Raw genomic sequence first — 17988 nt, 5'->3', positions numbered from 1 at the left:
TGGCCGGCGACGGACATCAGCCATCGTTTATCGACAAGACTCAAACGGATGCGAGCCGATCCACCGTATCAGGGAAGCGCTGGACAAGACGGATCAAAAGTGCAGCCTGCGCATTCGGCCTGGCGCGGCCCTGTTCCCAGTTCTCCAGCGTCCTCGGATTGGTGCGCAAGTAGCGGGCGAATACAGGACGGGACAAATGGAGGCTTTCGCGCAGGGCGATCAATTCGCTCGCCGGGATCGCTGGCGCCGGCATGTCCTGAACTTCATGCGTGCGCAGCGTGCGCTTGCCGCCGCGATGCTCTGCGAGGGCCTCGAAGCCCTCAGAAATCTCGGCAAAGAGGTTTCGCTTCGTCATTTTCTGGACTCCAGTTCGCGTTTCAGCATGCTCTTGAGCGCCTTCTTTTCGTCGGGCCTCAAGTCGGTCGCCTCATCCTTGTCATAGAGGGTGAACAGCCAGAATTGCGAGCCGCCATCCCACCAGTAGTAGATGACCCGCAGGCCGCCGCTCTTTCCCTTGCCCCGCCGGGCATCGCCGTGTCGCAGCTTGCGCAGAACACCAGTGCCTTCGATAACGTCCCCCGCTTCCGGGTTCTGAAGACATTCCGTCTGGACGCATCAGCGCCGGGAGATCGTTGGACCACACCGGTGAGTCGCGTGCCGCTCTGTGAGCGGGGCATGCCCGGTCGCAGAACAAGTCGAGCTCGGCCGTCGGCCAGGCCCTCGTCGCGACGTCGTCGCCTTCTTCGAGAGGTCTAACGTGAGGGCAAAGCTTAGGGCGGACTCGGTTTGGCACTGGAGGAAGCCACAACCTTGACCTTACCGACCATGCCGGCTTCATAGTGGTCCGCCACGAGGCAGGCGAAGTCGAAATCGCCGGCCCGGTTGAAGGTCCAGACGATCTCGCCCGTCTTGCCGGGAGCAACGTGTGCCATATAAGGCTCGTCGTGCGCCATGCTGGGAAACTTCACCATGAGCGCTGCGTGCTCGTCGAGTTCCTTTTTCGTACCCAAGACGAACTCGTGCATCAACTTCCCATCGTTCTTGATGGAAATCCTGACCGTCTCGCCCTGCTTCACCTGGATGCGGTCAGGGGTGAAATGCATGTCGTCCGTCATCTTGAATGTCAGAGTTCGCTTCGCCGCTCGAGCGTCTCCCGCGATTCCCCAATCCTTCTGCTTCTTTCTGATCGGACCGGACGGCTCGCTGTGGTCTTCATCACCATGCGCAAATGCAACGCCAGAGAGCGCCAGCGTGCTGGCCAGCATCAATGCCTTGATCGATTTCATGTGGTTCCTTGGGTTGAAACAGTGCAGCGAACTTAGGCCATCAATTCAATGCTGCGAGATTTTGGAGAAGAAGTCCTGCAGCACCGGAAACTAGCCGTACCACTTCGAGACGTCGTTGATTTCGATCATGAAGTTCATTCAAAGCGCCGGCGCGGCCTTGCGCCGTTGCAGCCAGGTAACCCACCAGGCACCTGCCGTGCACAGTGCCAAGTAGACGACGGCAACGAGGATATAGACCTCGACAACGCGCCCGTCGCGCTGTCCCACCTTGGTCGCCGCCCCGAGAAAGTCGTTCAGGCTGATCACGTAGACGAGCGAGGTGTCCTTGAGCAGGGCAATGGTCTGATTGATCAGCGAGGGCGTCATGTTGCGAAACGCCTGGGGCAGGATGACGTGGCGCAAGGTCTGCCAGGGCGTCATGCCCAGCGACTGGGCCGCCTGCATCTGCCCCGCGCGGACGCTGCCGATGCCAGCGCGGATGATCTCGCAGTAGTAAGCGGACTCCGCGAGTACGAACGCCACCAGCGCCGCATAGATCGGTCCAACAGTAAGGTTTGGATCGCCTGTGGCGATTCTGAGCACCACGGGCATCAGGAAGTAGATCCACAGGATCGTGAGAATGAGCGGAATCGAGCGGAACAGGTTCACATAGCCGGCAACGGCGGTCGCGATCGGACGCGGCGCGAAAATGCGGGTGATTGCCAGCAGGGTTCCGACGCCGATGCCCGCTGCCATGGCGACCACCACGAGGAAGGCGGTCATCTGCAGGCCCTGCATCAAGTACGGCCAGGCGCGTTGCAAGGACGCCCAGTCGAAGTCGTAACCCATCAGGCGCCTCCCAGTAGGCCCGGCACGCGCACCCGAATCTCGATACGGCGCATCAGCACGATCACGCCGTAAGTGATCGCCATGTAGATGACCGTCGCGGCGATGAAGGCCTCGAAAGGATGGGCGCTGAACTCACTGAGCTGGCGCGTCTGCCCGGTCAACTCCATAAGCCCGATGGTGAGCGCCACGGCCGAGTTCTTGAACACGTTCAGAAAGTCCGAGGTCAGCGGCGGGATGACGATGCGTAGTGCCTGCGGCAGGATCACATGCCGGTAGGCTGCTGTGGTCCCCAGCCCGAGCGCCATGGCCGCTTGCTTCTGGCTTGGTGGCACCGATTCGATGCCTGCGCGCACCTGCTCGGCCGCCTTCGCGGCCGTGTAGAGCGTCAGTCCGACCAGTACCGTGAGGAACTGGTTGGTCGTCGGATTCATCTGCTTGACCGCATTGCCCCATTCGATGGGCAACAGTTCCGGCACGACGAAGTACCAGAGAAACAGCTGGACCAGCAGTGGCGTGTTGCGGAAGCAGTGGATGTACACCGTGGACAGGTAGCGCGCGGGACGATTGGGCAGCGTCCTCGCCACGCCGGCGGCCAGGCCGAGACCTAGCGCAAGCGTCCAGGCCATCAACGACAGGAGCACCGTCCACAACAATCCACGCACAAGCATCAGGCCGTACAGGCCCTCCCCGGTGACCGAGGGCTTGAAGAAGATCAGCCAATCCCAGGCGTAGTGCATCGTGTGAGGCAGTTCATGAGATTTCGTCGCCGGGCGATCACAACGGCTGGTCGTTCGGGTTGCGAATGAGTTGCTGCATCTCCGGCGACATCGGGAAGTTGACGGTGACGCTTCCCTTGACGGCGATCGGCCTAAGGAAGTATTTGTCGTACAGCGACGTGAACTCTCCCGAGCGCATCATCCCCACGATCACGTTGTCGACGAGCTTCTTGAAGGCGACATCGCCCTTTCGCAGCATGCAGCCATAGGCCTCCTTCTGTTGGGGCACGCCCACCACTTCCCAGTCCGCCGGATTCCTGGCGCGAGCGATGTTGCTGAAGAGAATGATGTCGTCCTGCGTGGCCGCCACTGCCCGTCCGGTTTCAACCGTCAGGAAGTTCTCGTTGATGTCCTTGGCCAGGATGATGTTGATGCCCCACTTGTTCTGCTCGTTGAGGCGGCGCAGCATGCGCTCGGCGGTTGTTCCTGCGCTGACGACGACATTCTTGCCGACCAGATCGGACCAGTGTTTGATGCCGGAGTTCTTGCGCACGAGCAGGCGCGCTCCGACGACGAAGAAGGTGGTCGAGAACGAAACCTGGTTCTGTCGCTCGACGTTGTTGGTGGTGGAACTGCACTCCAGGTCGACAGTCTGGTTGGCCACCAGAGGAATGCGCGTCTGCGGAGTGACCTCCAGGGTCTTGACCTCCAGCCTCGCGAGTTTCAGATCTTTCTTCACCTGCTCGACCACGCGCTGCGAGATGTCCCAGGCGAAGCCCGTCTGCTTGTTGTCGTCGTCCAGGTAATTGAACGGAATGGATGCACCGCGAGTCGCCACAGTGATGGTTCCGGTGTCCTTGATTTTCTTGAGCGTGCCATCCAGCGACTGCGCGGCCACGCCAGCGCACAGCGCGAGGCCGGCCGCGGCAATAAGGGTTTTGATCATCGGCTTGAAAGTCATCGCGGGCTCCAAATGTCTTGGACTAACGTTTGAAACTGGTTTCGAAGGCGTTCAGGGCGCCCAGCAGCTCGTCGAGCAGCTCGTGCGGATCCTGCAAGCCGACGGACAGGCGAATCACCGGGCCGCGCACGTCACTGAAATTGCGTTCGGCCAGCTCTTCCGCCGGGTAGAAGGCCGCGATGCTGCGCACGCCACCCCAGCTCGCGCCGATGGAGAATAGTTTCAGCTCCCGGAATAGCGTGCGGTAGGCCTCATAAGGCGAGTCCACAAGCTGCAGCGACATCAGGCATCCCGACAACTTGAAATCACGGGCCCACGTGGCATGGTCCGGTGCGCCGGGCAAAGCAGGAAAGAGCATTTGGCGGACCAATGGGTGCGCCGAGAGCCGGGCAGCGATCATTTGCGCGCTGGCTGCCTGGCGCTCCATCCGCACCTGCATCGTGTCCAATCCGCGCGACACGAGGAAACAGTCCTCCGCGCTGACGGCCAGTCCCATCAGCGATTGAAGACCTCGCAGGGATCGGTACAGGCGCTCGTCGTTGGTGGCGACGCTACCCATCAGCACGTCCGAATGGCCACCCATGTATTTGGTGCAAGCGTGGATGCACAGGTCCACATCGTGCGCCAGTGCAGAGAAGCCCAGCGGACTCGCCCAGGTGTTGTCGATGGCCGTCACCACACCGTGGGCACGGGCGATGGCGGTAATGGCCGGGACGTCTTCCAGCTCCATCGTCACCGTCCCTGGCGACTCCAGCCAGATGAGCCGCGTTGTCGGTCGGATCAGCCGTTCGATGTCCGCGCCGATGCGCGGCCTGTAGAACTCGACCTCGACGCCGAGCGCTTGCAGCCGCTCAACGGCGAACGATTTGGCGAGGCCGTAAGCGGCGTCGGTCATCAGAAGGTGATCGCCCTTTTTGAGCAGAGCCAGAAGCGTGCTGCAGATGGCCGCCTGCCCTGAAGGGAAGACGACGCAATGCGCGGCGCCGTCCAGCTCGGCGATGCGCACCTCGAGTGCGCGCTGCGTTGGCGTACCGGTGGTCCCGTAGCTGAAGCCGTCCGGCATGCGGCTGCGCCGGTGCACGAAATCGTCGAGCGAATCGAAGACGACCGTCGAGGCGCGCCACACCGGCGGGACCAGACTGGCAAACGCGTCGTTGGTTGGAGTTTGTGAGTTCACGATGGAAGGTTGGTCAGTTCCACAGATGCAGGATTTGCGCCCTGCTCTGAAGTTGGCTTGCAGGCGATGACGTCGTTCTTGCCACGGCGGGCAGTGCTGCTGAGCTCATTTGCCAGGCGCGGATTCGATGAGCTGCAAGGCTTGCTTCATCTGCTCGACGGCCATGTTTTCCAGATCGGTGTACACCCGCATCTCGATCGCCAACCGGGCGAAGATCTCCTTCGCTGCGGCGACCTTGGTGGCGTCATTCGTCTTGGGATTGGCCAGCGCGGCTTCCAGGCGTTTGAACTCGCTGGTCAGGAAGGCGGGTTGTTCCCCCAGCGTGCGCAGGCCCGCGTTGGTCATCGAGCGGATGCGCAACACCATCTTCACGTCCGACTGCTCCATCTCTCCTTGCGCGCGCTCTAGTGCGAGCTTCGCGGCGAGGGCCGGTTCGCTGTCGAGCTTCTTGGTCGCTGCGATGCTGTTGAACTTGGCGATGTCGGACGAAAAGTCGTGCGCCCAGGCGGGCACGGCAAGAGCCAGGGCAGTCACTGCCAGGATGGTCTGAAGTTTCATGGCGCTTCTCCAAGGGGGTGGCTGAAGCTACCGACTCTATGGCCGTGGTGATAATCTGAATCACGCCTGAAATTCTCTCTCCATAAGTCGTTGTTATATGTTGCTCCGGGAAATCGAGGTGTTCCGCTCCGTGATGTCGGTAGGGTCTGCCAGCAAGGCCGCCGCGCTCATGGGTGTCACGCAGCCCGCCGTCAGCCAGTCGTTGCGCAGGCTCGAGGAAGCCGCCGGCTTTGCCCTGTTCCGCCGGCTTCGAGGCCGCCTGCATGCGACGCCCGAAGCCCAGGCGTTGTTGCTCGAGGTCGAGCGCGTTTTCGTCGGCCTGGACAGCATCGAGCACCGCATGCGCAGCCTGAAGCGTTTCGGGGTGAACACCCTGCGCGTCGCGGTCTATCCGGCATTCGGACTGACCTTTGTCCCGCGAGTGCTATCCCGGCTTGTCGCCGAGCGACGGGACTCCGAAGCCCGGCCTCAGATCTCGCTGCAGGTGCTCAGTTCGCGAGAGGTGCACGAGGCCGTTCTGGGGCGCCAGGTCGACTTCGGGTTGATGGCCGATGAGATGCCAACGACGGGCCTGGAACATTCCGAGTTCGCACGCTTTCCCGGCGTTGTGGTGATGCACGCGAAGCACCGCTTGGTCAACGTCAAGACCATCCAGCCGCGCCAGCTCGCGGAAGAGCCGTTCCTCGCGCTCAACCCCGAGGACGCCTCGCGACGGCGCCTGGAGCGCGCGCTGGCGGATTGCGATGTCGGCCTGAGCGTGGTTGTCGAAACCCCGTACGCGGCGAGCGTTTGCGAAATGGCCATGCGTGGGCTAGGCATCGGCGTCGTCAATCCGATCACTGCCCTCGAGTATGCCCAGCGGGGGCTGGTCATCCGCCCCCTGTCGCTTGACGTGTCTTTCGCCGGACTGCTGGTGCTGCCACCGGGGCAACCCCTGTCGAGCGTTGCGCTGCGCGTCCTGCAACTCATGAGAATCCAACTCGCGGAAGATCAGAAGGCACTGTCCGTCTTCTTGAAACCAGGCTCAAAGCGATAGCTCGCTTGTCCACAACAGGCTTGCTGCGCTTGCACCGGCGGGCACTTCACCGATCCGAACGAGCAGTAGACGCAACAATCTCGACGCTGTTGCCGGCTGGAGCCCGCCTGGGATGCGGCATCGCTTGCTTGTCAGCAACCCCGCTCGGCTGTTCGGCTTTTAAGCGAGATGCGAGGAAAGCATTGGAATGCTGGTGCCGAAGAGCACCTTGCGTTCGCGTCCGTGCCCTCACCGAGCCCGGACGCCCCTCCAGAAACCAAAAACACGTTGCCTCGAATTTCCATCAGATGATCTCCAGCGCCACAGCAGTGCCCTCGCCGCCGCCGATGCACAGCGTCGCCACGCCGCGCTTCTTGCCTTTCTGCTGCAGCGCATGGATCAGCGTGACCATGATGCGTGCGCCGCTGGCGCCGATCGGGTGGCCCAGCGCGCAGGCGCCGCCGTGCACGTTGACGATGTGGTGCGAGACGTCGAGCTCGTGCATCAGCGCCATCGGCACCACGGCGAAGGCTTCGTTGACTTCCCACAGGTCGACGTCCTTCACGCCCCAGCCGGTCTTCTTGAACAGCTTGGACACGGCGCCCACGGGCGCGGTCGAGAACCATTCGGGCTGCTGAGCGTGGGTGGCATGGCCGACGAGGCGCGCGATCGGCCTGGCGCCGAGCTTCTTGGCGGTGCTCTCGGTCATCATCACCAGCGCGGCGGCGCCGTCGTTGATCGACGAGCTCGAGGCCGCGGTGATGGTGCCGCCCTCTTTCTTGAAGGCCGGCTTGAGCTGCGGGATCTTGTCGAGCTTGACCTTGCCCGGGCCCTCGTCGATCTCGATCACGGTGTCGCCGCCGCGACCCTTGACCGTGACCGGCGCTATCTCGGCCTTGAAGGCGCCCGAGGTGGTGGCGGCCTTGGCGCGCTCCACGCTGGCGATCGCGAAGGCGTCCTGCTGCTCGCGCGTGAACTTGTACTTGGCCGCGCAGTCCTCGCCGAAGGTGCCCATCGAGCGGCCGGGCTGGTAGGCGTCCTCCAGGCCGTCGAGCATCATGTGGTCGAAGATGCGGTCGTGGCCCATGCGGTAGCCGCCACGGCCCTTGAGCATGAGGTAGGGCGCGTTGGTCATGCTCTCCATGCCGCCCGCGACCATCACCTCGTGCGTGCCCGCGAGCAGCAGGTCGTGCGCGAGCATCGCGGCCTTCATGGCCGAGCCGCACATCTTGCTGAGCGTGACGGCCCCCGCGCTGTCGGGCAGGCCGCCCTTGTAGGCCGCCTGGCGCGCCGGCGCCTGGCCCTGGCCGGCCATCAGGCAATTGCCGAACAGCACCTCGCCGACCGCCTCGGACGCGATGCCCGCGCGCTCGACGGCCGCCTTGATGGCGACGCCGCCCAGGTCGTGCGCGGCGAGGGTAGAAAAGTCGCCCTGGAAGCCGCCCATCGGGGTACGGGCTGCGCCGACGATGACAATGGATTCGGTCATAGGATCTCCTTAGATGGGTAACGAAAGACCGGACGACTACCGTGCGGGCAAGCGGATCGCGCCGTCAAGGCGGATCACCTCGCCGTTGAGCATGTCGATCGCGGCGCCCATACCGGCATCAACGGCCTCCTCTTCGATTGCAAACTGTTCGCCCTTTAGTGCTTCAGCTCCAACTCAGCGCCGCCGGCGGGCCTTGGACACTGCGCGAGCAGATATCCAGCCGAGGCGCACGGAGATCCCCTTGGCTTCGTGTTCTTGCTTCGAAGGCCAAATGCCGGCTTCGCAGCGTAAGCAGACGCTTGAGAAAGTTGGACCTGCCGTCCGCTCACCGTCGCTGTGCGGACCCTCACACGAGCGATCTCAATGGATGGGCTTTTGGCGATCTACGCGGACCACACGGAGATGGTTTCCGCGCTAGCCTTTCAGATAGCCGGTCACGAGGCGCGCCGCCTCGTCGATGAGCGCTTCCATCCGATCGTCGGTTAGCACTTTGGAATGGCGCAGCACCGCGTTGTGCGTCAACGCCTCGATCGTGGTGACACATACAAATGATGCGAGCTCCAGGTCATCGACACCGAGTTCGTCCCGAGCTCCATCGAGATAGGCCCTGAACAGACTGAAATTTTCACGACTGAAGGTTTCCAGCTTCTCGAGCTTTCCCACGCGCGGGATCTGCTCGGCGAGCACTCGATGCAGTTGGGGATCGAGACGGTGCGCTTCTACCGCGCCAGCGACGAATTTGCGCATTGCCTTGTCCAGCGGCTGGGTCGAGACCTGCGTCAACTCGCTCCGCACCGTTTGCATGATCTGCTGTTGGTGGCGCTCGATCACGGCGGCGACGAGTGCCTCCTTGCTGGGGAAATATTGATAGAGCGAACCGATGCTCACCCCCGCAACTTCCGCGATGCGGTTGGTGCTGGCCTTGTCGAAGCCGTCCTTAACCAAAATGCGAGCGGTTGCCTCAATCAGGTTGTCCACAGTCGCGCGCGATCGCTCCTGAGTGGCGATTTTCCTGGGCCTAGTGACTGGTTTTTGCGCCATTTTTTGATGCCGTCAATGCGAGTAGCAAAAGCGAATGATCGCTCATATTCTGAGCACACGCGGATAGGCGACGCAACTTCTTGCATGCAAGACCTGTCGCGCGCAACCCCCTCAGGAGACCCATGACATGGACGACACATTGCACCACCTCTTCAGATACAAAGCTTGGGCGAACGACCAGCTATTGACGGCGCTGGCCCGGCTTGGGGACAACTCCCCAATCACCGCGTTGGCCATCAAGGCTTTGAGCCACACATACGTGGTCGACCGCATATTCGCCGCACACATTAGGCGAGAAGCTCACGCGTACACATCGGCCAACTTAAGCGAGATGCCAACGCTGGAAGATCTATCCGCTGATCTCAGAAGAAGCGATCAGGAATACATCGACTATGTATCGACGCTCGATCTTGCCCAATTGGCCGAACGAATCGATTTCGCGTTCACTGACGGCGCAGTGGGGCGTATGTCCCGCGAGGAAATGCTCATGCATGTTGTCACGCACGGAACAGGTCATCGTGGACAGGTCAGCGCAGTGATGCTGCTCAATTCCGTTCCGCCTGCCAAGGATGGATTTACCACTTATCTACACGAGGCGGAGGCGTTGACGAGAAGGCGGGCTCTTGCTTGAACGCCGTTGGATGGCGCTGTCGAGCTATTGAATGGCACGACAAGGCGTCCGACGCAGAACTCGGCGCAGCGGTGATGGCGGCCTTGCTTGCCAGCGAGTGATGCCTTCGCCAGCAACCGCCTAAAAGCGGAAGTACAAACCGAACCTCTGGCGGGACCTTCGGTGCATGGGCATCCGCCGTGAACGGTTTGCTTAGACCTCTGGAACTCGCTATCCTTGCTCCCCATGGCTTGCTCGCACGTCGCGTCGATTATTCGCACCATCCGAAGGATGGTGGGTTAGCGCGCGGCCTGAGTAGCCAAAGCAACCCGCCCCACGAGGCGGTTTTTTTCTGTCTCCTGGGGCTCCTCAGTGCTACTGGAGATTGGAATGCTCGAAATCGAATCTGCGCAGACTGCCGCCACCCTTTCCCTGCCAGGGGTCCTGCACATGGTCTGCGGGAAAATTGGTTCCGGAAAGTCGACGCTCACCAAGCGCCTTGCAGCGCAGCCGAAGACGGTTCTCATCAGCGAGGACGACTGGCTCGCACGTCTTTACCCGAACGAGATTCACGCCCTCGCGGATTACGTTCGCTGTGCCGGCAGATTGCGTGAAGCGATGGCCGGCCACATGGAGGCACTGCTCGCGGCCGGCACGTCGGTCGTGCTCGATTTCCCCTCGAACACCGTCACGACAAGAGGATGGGGCCGCGCCGTTTTCGAGAAGGCCGGGGCAGCCCATCGCATGCATTACCTGGATGTTCCCGACGAAGTTTGCAAGGCGCGCCTGCGTGCTCGCAACCTCTCGGGAGAACATCCGTTCGAAACGACGGATGCGGAATTCGACCAAATCACCAGTCATTTCGTCGCGCCAACGGCGGAGGAAGGCTACAACGTCGTGCGCTATGAGAGCGGCCCATGAAGTTCGACACGCTGCCCCAAACCTGTCTCGTCGATGAAACCCTTGCAATTCGCGTTCTCGAGCTTCAGCCTGGCGCGCGAATCACCCTGAAGCTGTGGAGTAGCTTCAACAATGTCGTTCTCTTGTCGAGCGCAACCTTCGCGGCCGATTCAAACGGTGTTGTGGACCTTAGCGGCCAGGCTCCCGTTTCGGGCTCGTACCAAGGCATTGATGCGATGGGCCTTTTCTGGTCTCGTGCGCCAGCTCACGGAGATGTTGCCGAGGGCTTCAAGGGAATGACCAAAGACCCGTTCACCGCAACCCTCGCGGCCGAGGGGGACGATGGCGCACCACCCATCTCTCAGCGCATCAAGCGCGTCTTCGCCGGTCCCGGAGTTGTGTCGCGTGAGGTCCGAGACGGAGGGTTTTTCGGCAAGATGTTTGAGCCCGACCAACCCGGACCGCATCGAGCAGTGCTCGTGGTTGGAGGTTCCAGCGGCGGATTGGTTTGGTCCCAGGAAATGGCAGCCCTGCTGGCGTCTCACGGGTATGCGGCTCTCGCGCTGGCGTATTTCGCCGTGGAAGGCTTGCCGCCAACACTCGACCGCATTCCGCTCGAGTACTTCGGCACGGCGCTGGAATGGCTATCAGAGCAGACGACCGTCGCGGCGAACAAGATAGGCGTTGTGGGAGTTTCGCGAGGCGGAGAGTTGGCGTTGCTGCTCGGTGCGACCTACCCTGAGATTCGTGCAGTGGTCGCCTATGTACCGAGCGGCATCCTGTGGCCGACGTTCCCTGAGAGTGGGCACGGTGCCTGGACACTGGGCGGGCGAGAAATTCCTTACGCCAAGACGCTTACCCATGAGGAGTGGAACAAGGAGCTGGCCGCTGGAAGCGCACGAGAGGGCAGCTTCGACTGGTATTTTCTTCCGTTGAAAGATGCCGCGTACGCAAGCAAGGTTTCCATCCAAGTAGAGAAAATCAATGGGCCGGTCCTCATGATTACCGGCATCGACGACAGACTTTGGCCATCGACCGAACTTACGGAGTTCGCTGTAGAGCGCTTCAAGCAGCACGGCTTCCGCCACCGTGTGGAGCATCTAGCCTACGCGGGCGCGGGACACAGCATTGCTTGGCCCAATGGCCCGACAACGATGCTCAAGGCAAAGCATGCAGTATCGGGAGATGAAATGGACATGGGTGGGACGCCGGAAGGGACAGCACGTGCGCGACAGGATTCCTGGCCAAGAATGCTCGCGTTTTTGCGCGCCGCGCTCGTTGACGACTAGGATTTCTTCAAGCCGACCGGAGGGCTACAGTCGGCCAACAGCGGACATCGACTCACCTCTATTAGCACGCCCTGCGCTGCTCAACTGCGCGGGACGAGTTGTTCATCGACTGTTGCCTGACTGCGGGCCACGGCTCGCCTCCCTCGCGGCTATCCCTGCCATTGCGCCTCTCCGCCTAGCGCGACGTCCTGCGTCGTCGTACTCCTTGTTGCGCGCTGCATAAGCGTGTCGTGCGCCAGGCCTGAACCTGTTGGGCGGCGCCCGCTAGTCAGGCACGGGCGTGCCCCGATTCGTCATCGCCTGTGGGCTCAGTGAGTTGGCCTCCCCATGCGTTGACCAACTGTTGAATGATCTCGGCGACCATCCTGGACGCAGGCGAAAGCTTTCCCTGTTTGGGGAACGCCAGAGTCACGTGGCGAAAGAGATCGGGCTTGACCAGTTTGCTAGCTTGAAGACGGCCCCGTTGGAGTTCCTCGGCAATCGAGTACGGGCCCATCATCGAATAGAGCCCTGCCGTGTGCGCCACGAGTTCCTTCTGCATCGTCAACGAATCAACTTCGGCGACAGGCATCAGAGTGAACCCCAAGCTCCGAGCTGCTTCGTCAAGCGCGTTGCGCCAGTGGCTGGGGCGTCGAGGTAGCACGAGGCGCAGACCAGACAGGCGCGAGAAGTTGACCGTGGGTTCTTTCGTGAGCTCGTCGCCCGGCGCAGCGATCAAATAGGTATGCGCAACGCTCAGCAGCTTTTCTTCGTGACCGCTCGGGCGATTGAATCGAAAGAGGATCGCCATGTCGACGGCGCCGCTGTCGAGCATGGTGTTGAGTTCGGTGCCCTGCGCCTCGGCGATATTGAGGCGGATGCCTGGGTGCTCGACCTGCAGGCGTCCGAAAAGTCGAGTCATCAGCGGATGCGCTGCAGATGGGATGACACCCAGGCGAACCTCGCCAAGCAGCTTGCCCGATTCCTCGCGAAGTTCCTGTGCCAAACGGTCTGTCTCCAGCAGCCAGGAACGTAGCCGCACCGCCGCGCGCTCGCCCAACTCGGTCGGCTCAACTCCCCTGCCCGTTCGCCGAAAAAGCGGGCCGCCGAAACCCGCTTCGAAGTCGCTGATCTGGCGGCTGATGTGCGACTGCACCGTCTGGCGGCGGGCCGCGACCTTGCTCAGGCTGCCAGCCTCCAGCACCTCCAAAAAGAGCCTGACGGTCGCGACATTCATAGGATCTCCCGCGCAAGCCATGCCAAATTTGGCAATTCTGATTGCTCGGAATTCTATCTATGCGGAGAGCTTCTGGATTTTTACATTCGCTGTACCCGCTGCGAACTGATCATTTCGAGCAACCAACGCAGTGATGAATCCAAGGAGACTCATTTGAAACTCGCCAGCTTCATACACGCCGGGCAGGCCACCTACGGCGTGGTTCAAGAAGATCGCTACCAACTGCCACCAGCCGACTTCCTCGGCCGCCATCCCGACCTGATGTCGGTGCTGCGTGCCGATGCCTTGCACGAACTCGAGCAGGCGGCCGCGGCAAGCGGTACCGCCGTGCAGGCGAGCGCGGTGCGCGCACTGCCGGTGATTCCCAACCCACCCAAGCTGATCTGCGTGGGCCTGAACTACAAGACCCACGTGGCCGAGACCAAGCGCGGCGACAGCGAATACCCGTCGCTGTTCATCCGCTTCAACGACACGCTGGCGGCGCATGAAGACACGGTGCTGCGCCCTGCCTTTTCCGAGCGCTTCGACTGGGAAGGCGAACTGGCCTTCGTGATCGGCAAGGGCGGCCGCCACATCCCGAAGGCGCAGGCCTTCGAGCACATCGCGGGCTATGCCTGCCTGAACGACATCAGCGTACGCGACTGGCAGCGCCACACGCACCAGTTCACGCCGGGCAAGAACTTCCCGGGCACCGCCCCGTTCGGCCCGTACCTGGTGACCCGCGACGAGGTGCCGGACGTCACCAAGCTGACGCTGGAGACGCGCGTCAATGGCAACGTGATGCAGCACGCGAGCATCGACGACCTGATCTTCAACATCCCCGTCCTGGTCGAGTACATCTCGCGCTTCACGCCGCTGTCGCCCGGGGACGTCATCGCCACCGGAACACCCGGCGGCGTCGGCGACCGCCGCGAGCCACCGCTCTACATGAAGGAAGGCGATGTGGTCGAGGTGGAGATCACCGGCCTCGGCATCCTGCGCAACCGCATCGGAACGGCAGCCTGAGCGCCGCGACACACCATGGCAACCCAATCCACCCCCCATCTGCGCATTGCGGTCGACATCGGCGGCACCTTCACCGACATGGCCGCCTTCGACGAGGCCACCGGCAAGCTGTTGTTCGGCAAGGCGCTTTCGACACACGGCCAACTCGTCAATGGCATCCAGGCCACGCTGGACAGCGCCGACATCGATGTGCGCAACGGCCAGCTGTTCCTGCACGGCTCCACCATCGCCATCAACACGCTGCTGGAGCGCAACGGCGCCAACACGGCGCTGCTGATCACGGAAGGCTTTCGCGACATCTACGAGATCGGCCGCGTCAACCGCCCGGATGCCTACAACCTGTTCTTCAACAAGCACCAGCCGCTGGTCAAGCGATCGCTGCGCTTCGAAGTGGCCGAGCGCCTGCGGGCCGACGGCAGCTTGCACAAGCCGCTGGACGAGGGCGCGGTGCGCGAGCTGGCCCGCGAGCTGAAGGGGCAGAACATCGAGGCGGTGGCGGTGTTGCTGCTGCACTCGTATCGCAATCCGGCGCACGAGCAGCGCGTCAAGCGGATCCTGCAGGAAGAGCTGCCGGGCGCTTTCGTTTCCGCTTCGCACGAGCTTTCGCAGGAATACCGCGAGTTCGAGCGCGTCTCCACCGTCGTGGCCAACGCCTACGTCGGGCCCCGTGTCTCCGAATACCTCGGTCAACTCGAGACTCACCTTGCCGACAAGGGCTTCGGCGGCGACTTCTACGTCGTGCAGTCGACCGGTGGCCTGTTTCCGATCGAGCATGCGCGCGTCGGCTGCGTTCGCATGCTGGAGTCTGGCCCCGCTGCCGGCGTGATCGGTGCGCAGGCCATCTGTGCGCAACTCGGCATGGGCGATGCGATCGCCTTCGACATGGGCGGCACGACGGCCAAGGCGGGCGTGATCAGCGAGGGCCGGCCGCTCACGACGGGCTCGGCGCTCATCGGCGGCTACGAGCGCGCGCTGCCGATCCAGATTCCGATGATGGACATCCACGAGGTCGGCACCGGCGGTGGCTCGATCGCCCGCGTTGAAACCGGCAACGCACTGCGTGTGGGACCGCAGAGTGCCGGCTCCATCCCGGGCCCAGTGGCCTATGGACGCGGCGGCAAGGAGCCGACCGTGACCGACGCCAACCTGGTGCTGGGCCGGCTCGACGCCGACAACTTCCTCGGCGGCGAACTCAAGCTCGACCTGGAGGGCTGCAAGCGCCAGATGACCGAGCGCGTGGCCGGCCCGCTGGGCCTGGACCCGACCGAAGCAGCCGACGGCATCCTGCGCATCGCGGTGACGCAGATGTCGCACGCAGTGAAGGCCGTGACCACCGAGCGCGGCCTGGACGCCGGCAGCTTCACCATGGTGGTGTACGGCGGCGCCGGCCCCCTGCATGCCTCGGCGATCGCACGCGAGATCGGCATCCGCAAAGTGCTGATTCCGTACGCGCCGGGCTACTTCTCGGCCTACGGGATGCTGTTCTCCGACTTGCGCTATGACTACGTGCGCTCGGTGTTCCGCAAGCTCAACGACGTCTCCTTCGAGGAAATTGAATCGGCCTACAAGACGATGGAAGACGAGGGCCGCGCTGCGCTGGCGCAGTCCGGCGTGAAGGCGGACGGCGTTGTGATCGAGCGTGCGGCTGACATGCGCTACGTGGGCCAAGAGCACGCGGTGACGGTCGACCTTCCGATAGCGTTCTTCGAGGGCAAGGACCGTTCGGCGATCAAGCAGCAATTCGACGAACTGCATAAGGTGCGCTACGGCACTTCGGCACCGAAAGAACCGGCTGACCTGGTGAGCCTGCGCGTCACCGTGCTCGGCATCATGAAGAAGCCGCCCAAGCACCGCGTGGACGAGGGTTCATCCAAGCCCGAGAAGGCGGCAGTGCGCGCGGTCAAGCCGGTGTACTTCCGCTCCGGCGGCTGGGCCGACACGCCCGTCTACAAGCGCGACCGGCTTCGCTCGGGCAACGTTGTCAGCGGCCCGGCGCTGATCGAGGAGCACGCCTCCACCACCGTGATGCAACCAGGCGATGAGATGCGCGTGGACGAACTCGGCAACCTTCAAATTTCCATCGGGAGCGACCGGTCATGAGCACCCCCCAAACCCAAGTGGCCGCGGTTGACCCGGTCACCGTCGAGATCATCCGCAACGGCCTGTACGCCGTGACGGAGGAGATGAAGACCAACCTCACGCGCACCGCCTACAACCTGATCATCTACGAGGCACTGGACTTCACCGTCGGGCTCTTCACCAAGGAGGGCGACACGGTCTCGATCGGCCTCGGCCTGCCGATGTTCATCCGGGGCATGTCCGAGACAGTGAAGGCGAAGATCAGGCACTTCGGCTACGAGAACATCCTGCCGGGCGACATCCTGGTCACCAACGACGCCTATACCACCGGCAGCCATCTGAACCACTTCACGTTCACGATGCCGGTGTTCCACGAGGGCAAGCTGGAAGGCTTCACCTGCTGCATGGCGCACTGGCTCGACGTGGGCGGCACGCTCGGCAACGTCACCACCGACATCTTCAGCGAGGGGATCCAGATCCCCATCATGAAGTACCAGCGCGAAGGCGTGGTCAACCAGGACCTGATCGACATCATCGCGATGAACGTGCGGCTGGCCGAGCGTGCGCTGGGCGACCTGCGCGCGCAGATCACGGCCATCACCACCGGCGAGCGCCGCTACGTGGAGCTTCTGCAGCGCTATGGCGCGGGTGCGGTGAACGGCTCGATCCGCCAGATCATGGATTCCTCGGAAGCTGTTGCGCGCAAGAACACCCTGTCGATTCCCGATGGCGTGTACGAGGCCGAATCCTTCATGGACGACGACGGTCTTGAGATCGGCAAGCGCATCCCCATCCGCGTCAAGGTGACCGTCTCAGGCGACGAGATGACGGTGGATTTGTCGGACGTCAGCAAGCAGGTTCGCGGCTTCTACAACTCGGGCTTCACGACCGGCATCGCCTGCGCGCAGGTGGCTTACAAGTGTTTGACCACGCCGACCGACTACCCGGTCAACGACGGAAGCTTCCGCTCGCTGAAGGTGATCATGCCCATGGGCACGGTGATCAGTGCCGAGCGGCCGTACCCGATGCGGGTGTGGATGACCTTCCCGATGACGGTGATCGACACCATCTTCAAGGCGCTGGCGCCTGCCATCCCGGATCGCTCGATCGCAGGCCACCACGCCGATCTGGTGTTCCCCAACATCCACGGCATATCTCCAGAGGACGGGCGTCTCTTTATCGTCGGCATCGGGCCGCTGGGAGGAGGTTGGGGCGCCAAGTCGAGGGAAGACGGCGTTTCGGTCACGGTCTGCATCAACGACGGCGACACCCACAACAGCCCCACCGAGCAACTCGAGGCCAAGTATCCGGTGCTGGTCGAGAAGTACCAGATCCGGCAGGACAGTGCCGGCGCCGGTCAGTACCGCGGCGGGCTGGGCGCGGAGATGGTGGTGCAGGCGCTGTCGCCTTTCACCGTCACCACCCGCATCGATCGCGTCCACTGCAAGCCTTGGGGACTGGAAGGCGGTGGAGACGCCATGGGTAACGGCCTGGCCGTGCGTCACAAGGGTGAGTGGAAGACCGACCATCTGAACGCAAAGATCTTCAACGTGCGGCTGGAACGCGGCGACGCCTACAAGATGCTGTCGGGCGGCGGTGGCGGTTTCGGCGATCCGCTGGAACGCGAACTGGAACTGGTCGCAGAGGATGTGCGCGAGGGCTACGTGAGCAGCGAGGTGGCACGTCAGGTCTATCGCGTTGCGCTGGACTCCAAGGGCCAGGTCGACCAAGAAGCCACGCGCACGCTCCGGAAGGCGCCGAAGGCCCCGCGCAACGGCACCTCGCTCGACGTCGCCTGGGACGGGCAGTGAGCCTCGT

Annotated in this window: 17 protein-coding genes; 7 read left to right on the top strand and 10 right to left on the bottom strand. The window is 62.7% G+C overall.

Going from position 1 to position 17988, the window contains the following annotated elements; all coding sequences use genetic code 11:
• Window positions 1-40: 40 nt before the first annotated feature.
• The 7 genes from ACSQ86_RS31340 to ACSQ86_RS31310 form a co-directional block, all read right to left on the bottom strand.
• The gene (locus ACSQ86_RS31340) at window positions 41-355 is read right to left on the bottom strand and encodes a helix-turn-helix domain-containing protein (RefSeq protein ID WP_436310427.1); all 315 of its coding nucleotides are present in this window, start codon (window positions 353-355) and stop codon (window positions 41-43) included.
• A gap of 415 nt (window positions 356-770) precedes the next feature.
• The gene (locus tag ACSQ86_RS31335; RefSeq protein ID WP_436310426.1) at window positions 771-1286 is read right to left on the bottom strand and encodes a cupredoxin domain-containing protein; all 516 of its coding nucleotides are present in this window, start codon (window positions 1284-1286) and stop codon (window positions 771-773) included.
• Between the two features lie 138 nt (window positions 1287-1424).
• Window positions 1425-2114 carry an amino acid ABC transporter permease gene (locus ACSQ86_RS31330; RefSeq protein ID WP_436310425.1) on the bottom strand — a complete coding sequence of 230 codons (690 nt, stop codon included), beginning with the start codon at window positions 2112-2114 and terminating at the stop codon, window positions 1425-1427.
• Entirely contained in the window at window positions 2114-2851 is a 738-nt protein-coding gene (locus tag ACSQ86_RS31325; RefSeq protein ID WP_436310424.1) for an amino acid ABC transporter permease, read from the bottom strand. The genes ACSQ86_RS31330 and ACSQ86_RS31325 overlap by 1 nt, the downstream gene beginning before the upstream one ends.
• 37 nt (window positions 2852-2888) lie before the next feature.
• The gene (locus ACSQ86_RS31320; RefSeq protein WP_436310883.1) at window positions 2889-3776 is read right to left on the bottom strand and encodes a transporter substrate-binding domain-containing protein; all 888 of its coding nucleotides are present in this window, start codon (window positions 3774-3776) and stop codon (window positions 2889-2891) included.
• A gap of 37 nt (window positions 3777-3813) precedes the next feature.
• On the bottom strand, window positions 3814-4968 hold the full coding sequence (locus tag ACSQ86_RS31315; RefSeq protein ID WP_436310423.1) for a trans-sulfuration enzyme family protein: 1155 nt from the start codon (window positions 4966-4968) through the stop codon (window positions 3814-3816).
• 105 nt (window positions 4969-5073) lie between these two features.
• Window positions 5074-5526, bottom strand: coding sequence for a hypothetical protein (locus tag ACSQ86_RS31310; protein WP_093110930.1), 453 nt, complete (start codon window positions 5524-5526; stop codon window positions 5074-5076).
• 97 nt (window positions 5527-5623) lie between these two features.
• On the opposite strand from ACSQ86_RS31310, the gene ACSQ86_RS31305 reads away from it, so the two are divergent.
• Window positions 5624-6562 (top strand): LysR substrate-binding domain-containing protein, encoded by a 939-nt coding sequence (locus ACSQ86_RS31305; protein WP_093110928.1) that lies wholly within the window; start codon window positions 5624-5626, stop codon window positions 6560-6562.
• Between the two features lie 283 nt (window positions 6563-6845).
• Here ACSQ86_RS31305 and ACSQ86_RS31300 read toward each other — a convergent pair whose 3' ends face one another.
• Window positions 6846-8030, bottom strand: coding sequence for an acetyl-CoA C-acyltransferase (locus ACSQ86_RS31300; RefSeq protein WP_436310422.1), 1185 nt, complete (start codon window positions 8028-8030; stop codon window positions 6846-6848).
• 414 nt (window positions 8031-8444) lie between these two features.
• Window positions 8445-9008 (bottom strand): TetR/AcrR family transcriptional regulator, encoded by a 564-nt coding sequence (locus ACSQ86_RS31295; RefSeq protein ID WP_436310421.1) that lies wholly within the window; start codon window positions 9006-9008, stop codon window positions 8445-8447.
• A gap of 190 nt (window positions 9009-9198) precedes the next feature.
• On the opposite strand from ACSQ86_RS31295, the gene ACSQ86_RS31290 reads away from it, so the two are divergent.
• The 3 genes from ACSQ86_RS31290 (at window position 9199) to ACSQ86_RS31280 (ending at window position 11870) form a co-directional block, all read left to right on the top strand.
• Entirely contained in the window at window positions 9199-9702 is a 504-nt protein-coding gene (locus ACSQ86_RS31290) for a DinB family protein (RefSeq protein WP_436307270.1), read from the top strand.
• A 369-nt stretch (window positions 9703-10071) separates the two neighbouring features.
• Complete coding sequence (locus tag ACSQ86_RS31285; RefSeq protein ID WP_436310420.1) at window positions 10072-10602, top strand: AAA family ATPase; 531 nt, start codon at window positions 10072-10074, stop codon at window positions 10600-10602.
• The gene (locus ACSQ86_RS31280) at window positions 10599-11870 is read left to right on the top strand and encodes an acyl-CoA thioesterase/bile acid-CoA:amino acid N-acyltransferase family protein (RefSeq protein ID WP_436310419.1); all 1272 of its coding nucleotides are present in this window, start codon (window positions 10599-10601) and stop codon (window positions 11868-11870) included. Before ACSQ86_RS31285 ends, ACSQ86_RS31280 begins: the two co-directional genes overlap by 4 nt.
• A gap of 268 nt (window positions 11871-12138) precedes the next feature.
• Here the strand turns inward: ACSQ86_RS31280 and ACSQ86_RS31275 are convergent, their stop codons facing one another.
• Window positions 12139-13086: a LysR family transcriptional regulator gene (locus ACSQ86_RS31275; RefSeq protein WP_436310418.1), complete on the bottom strand. Its 948-nt coding sequence runs from the start codon at window positions 13084-13086 to the stop codon at window positions 12139-12141.
• Window positions 13087-13239: 153 nt separating this feature from the next.
• Here ACSQ86_RS31275 and ACSQ86_RS31270 point away from each other — a divergent pair, with 153 nt between their 5' ends.
• From ACSQ86_RS31270 to ACSQ86_RS31260, 3 genes are read left to right on the top strand one after another with little or no spacing between them, the layout of a single operon-like run.
• Window positions 13240-14091, top strand: a complete 852-nt coding sequence (locus ACSQ86_RS31270; protein ID WP_436310417.1) for a fumarylacetoacetate hydrolase family protein — start codon at window positions 13240-13242, stop codon at window positions 14089-14091.
• Window positions 14092-14106: 15 nt separating this feature from the next.
• Window positions 14107-16191, top strand: a complete 2085-nt coding sequence (locus tag ACSQ86_RS31265) for a hydantoinase/oxoprolinase family protein (protein ID WP_436310416.1) — start codon at window positions 14107-14109, stop codon at window positions 16189-16191.
• Window positions 16188-17981, top strand: coding sequence for a hydantoinase B/oxoprolinase family protein (locus ACSQ86_RS31260; protein ID WP_436307275.1), 1794 nt, complete (start codon window positions 16188-16190; stop codon window positions 17979-17981). The genes ACSQ86_RS31265 and ACSQ86_RS31260 overlap by 4 nt, the downstream gene beginning before the upstream one ends.
• The last annotated feature ends 7 nt before the right edge of the window (window positions 17982-17988 follow it).

Source organism: Variovorax sp. LjRoot130, assembly GCF_964253755.1.
GTDB lineage: Bacteria > Pseudomonadota > Gammaproteobacteria > Burkholderiales > Burkholderiaceae_C > Variovorax.
Note: the sequence above shows the minus strand (reverse complement) of the source record. Positions and strands in the feature narration are given on the sequence as shown.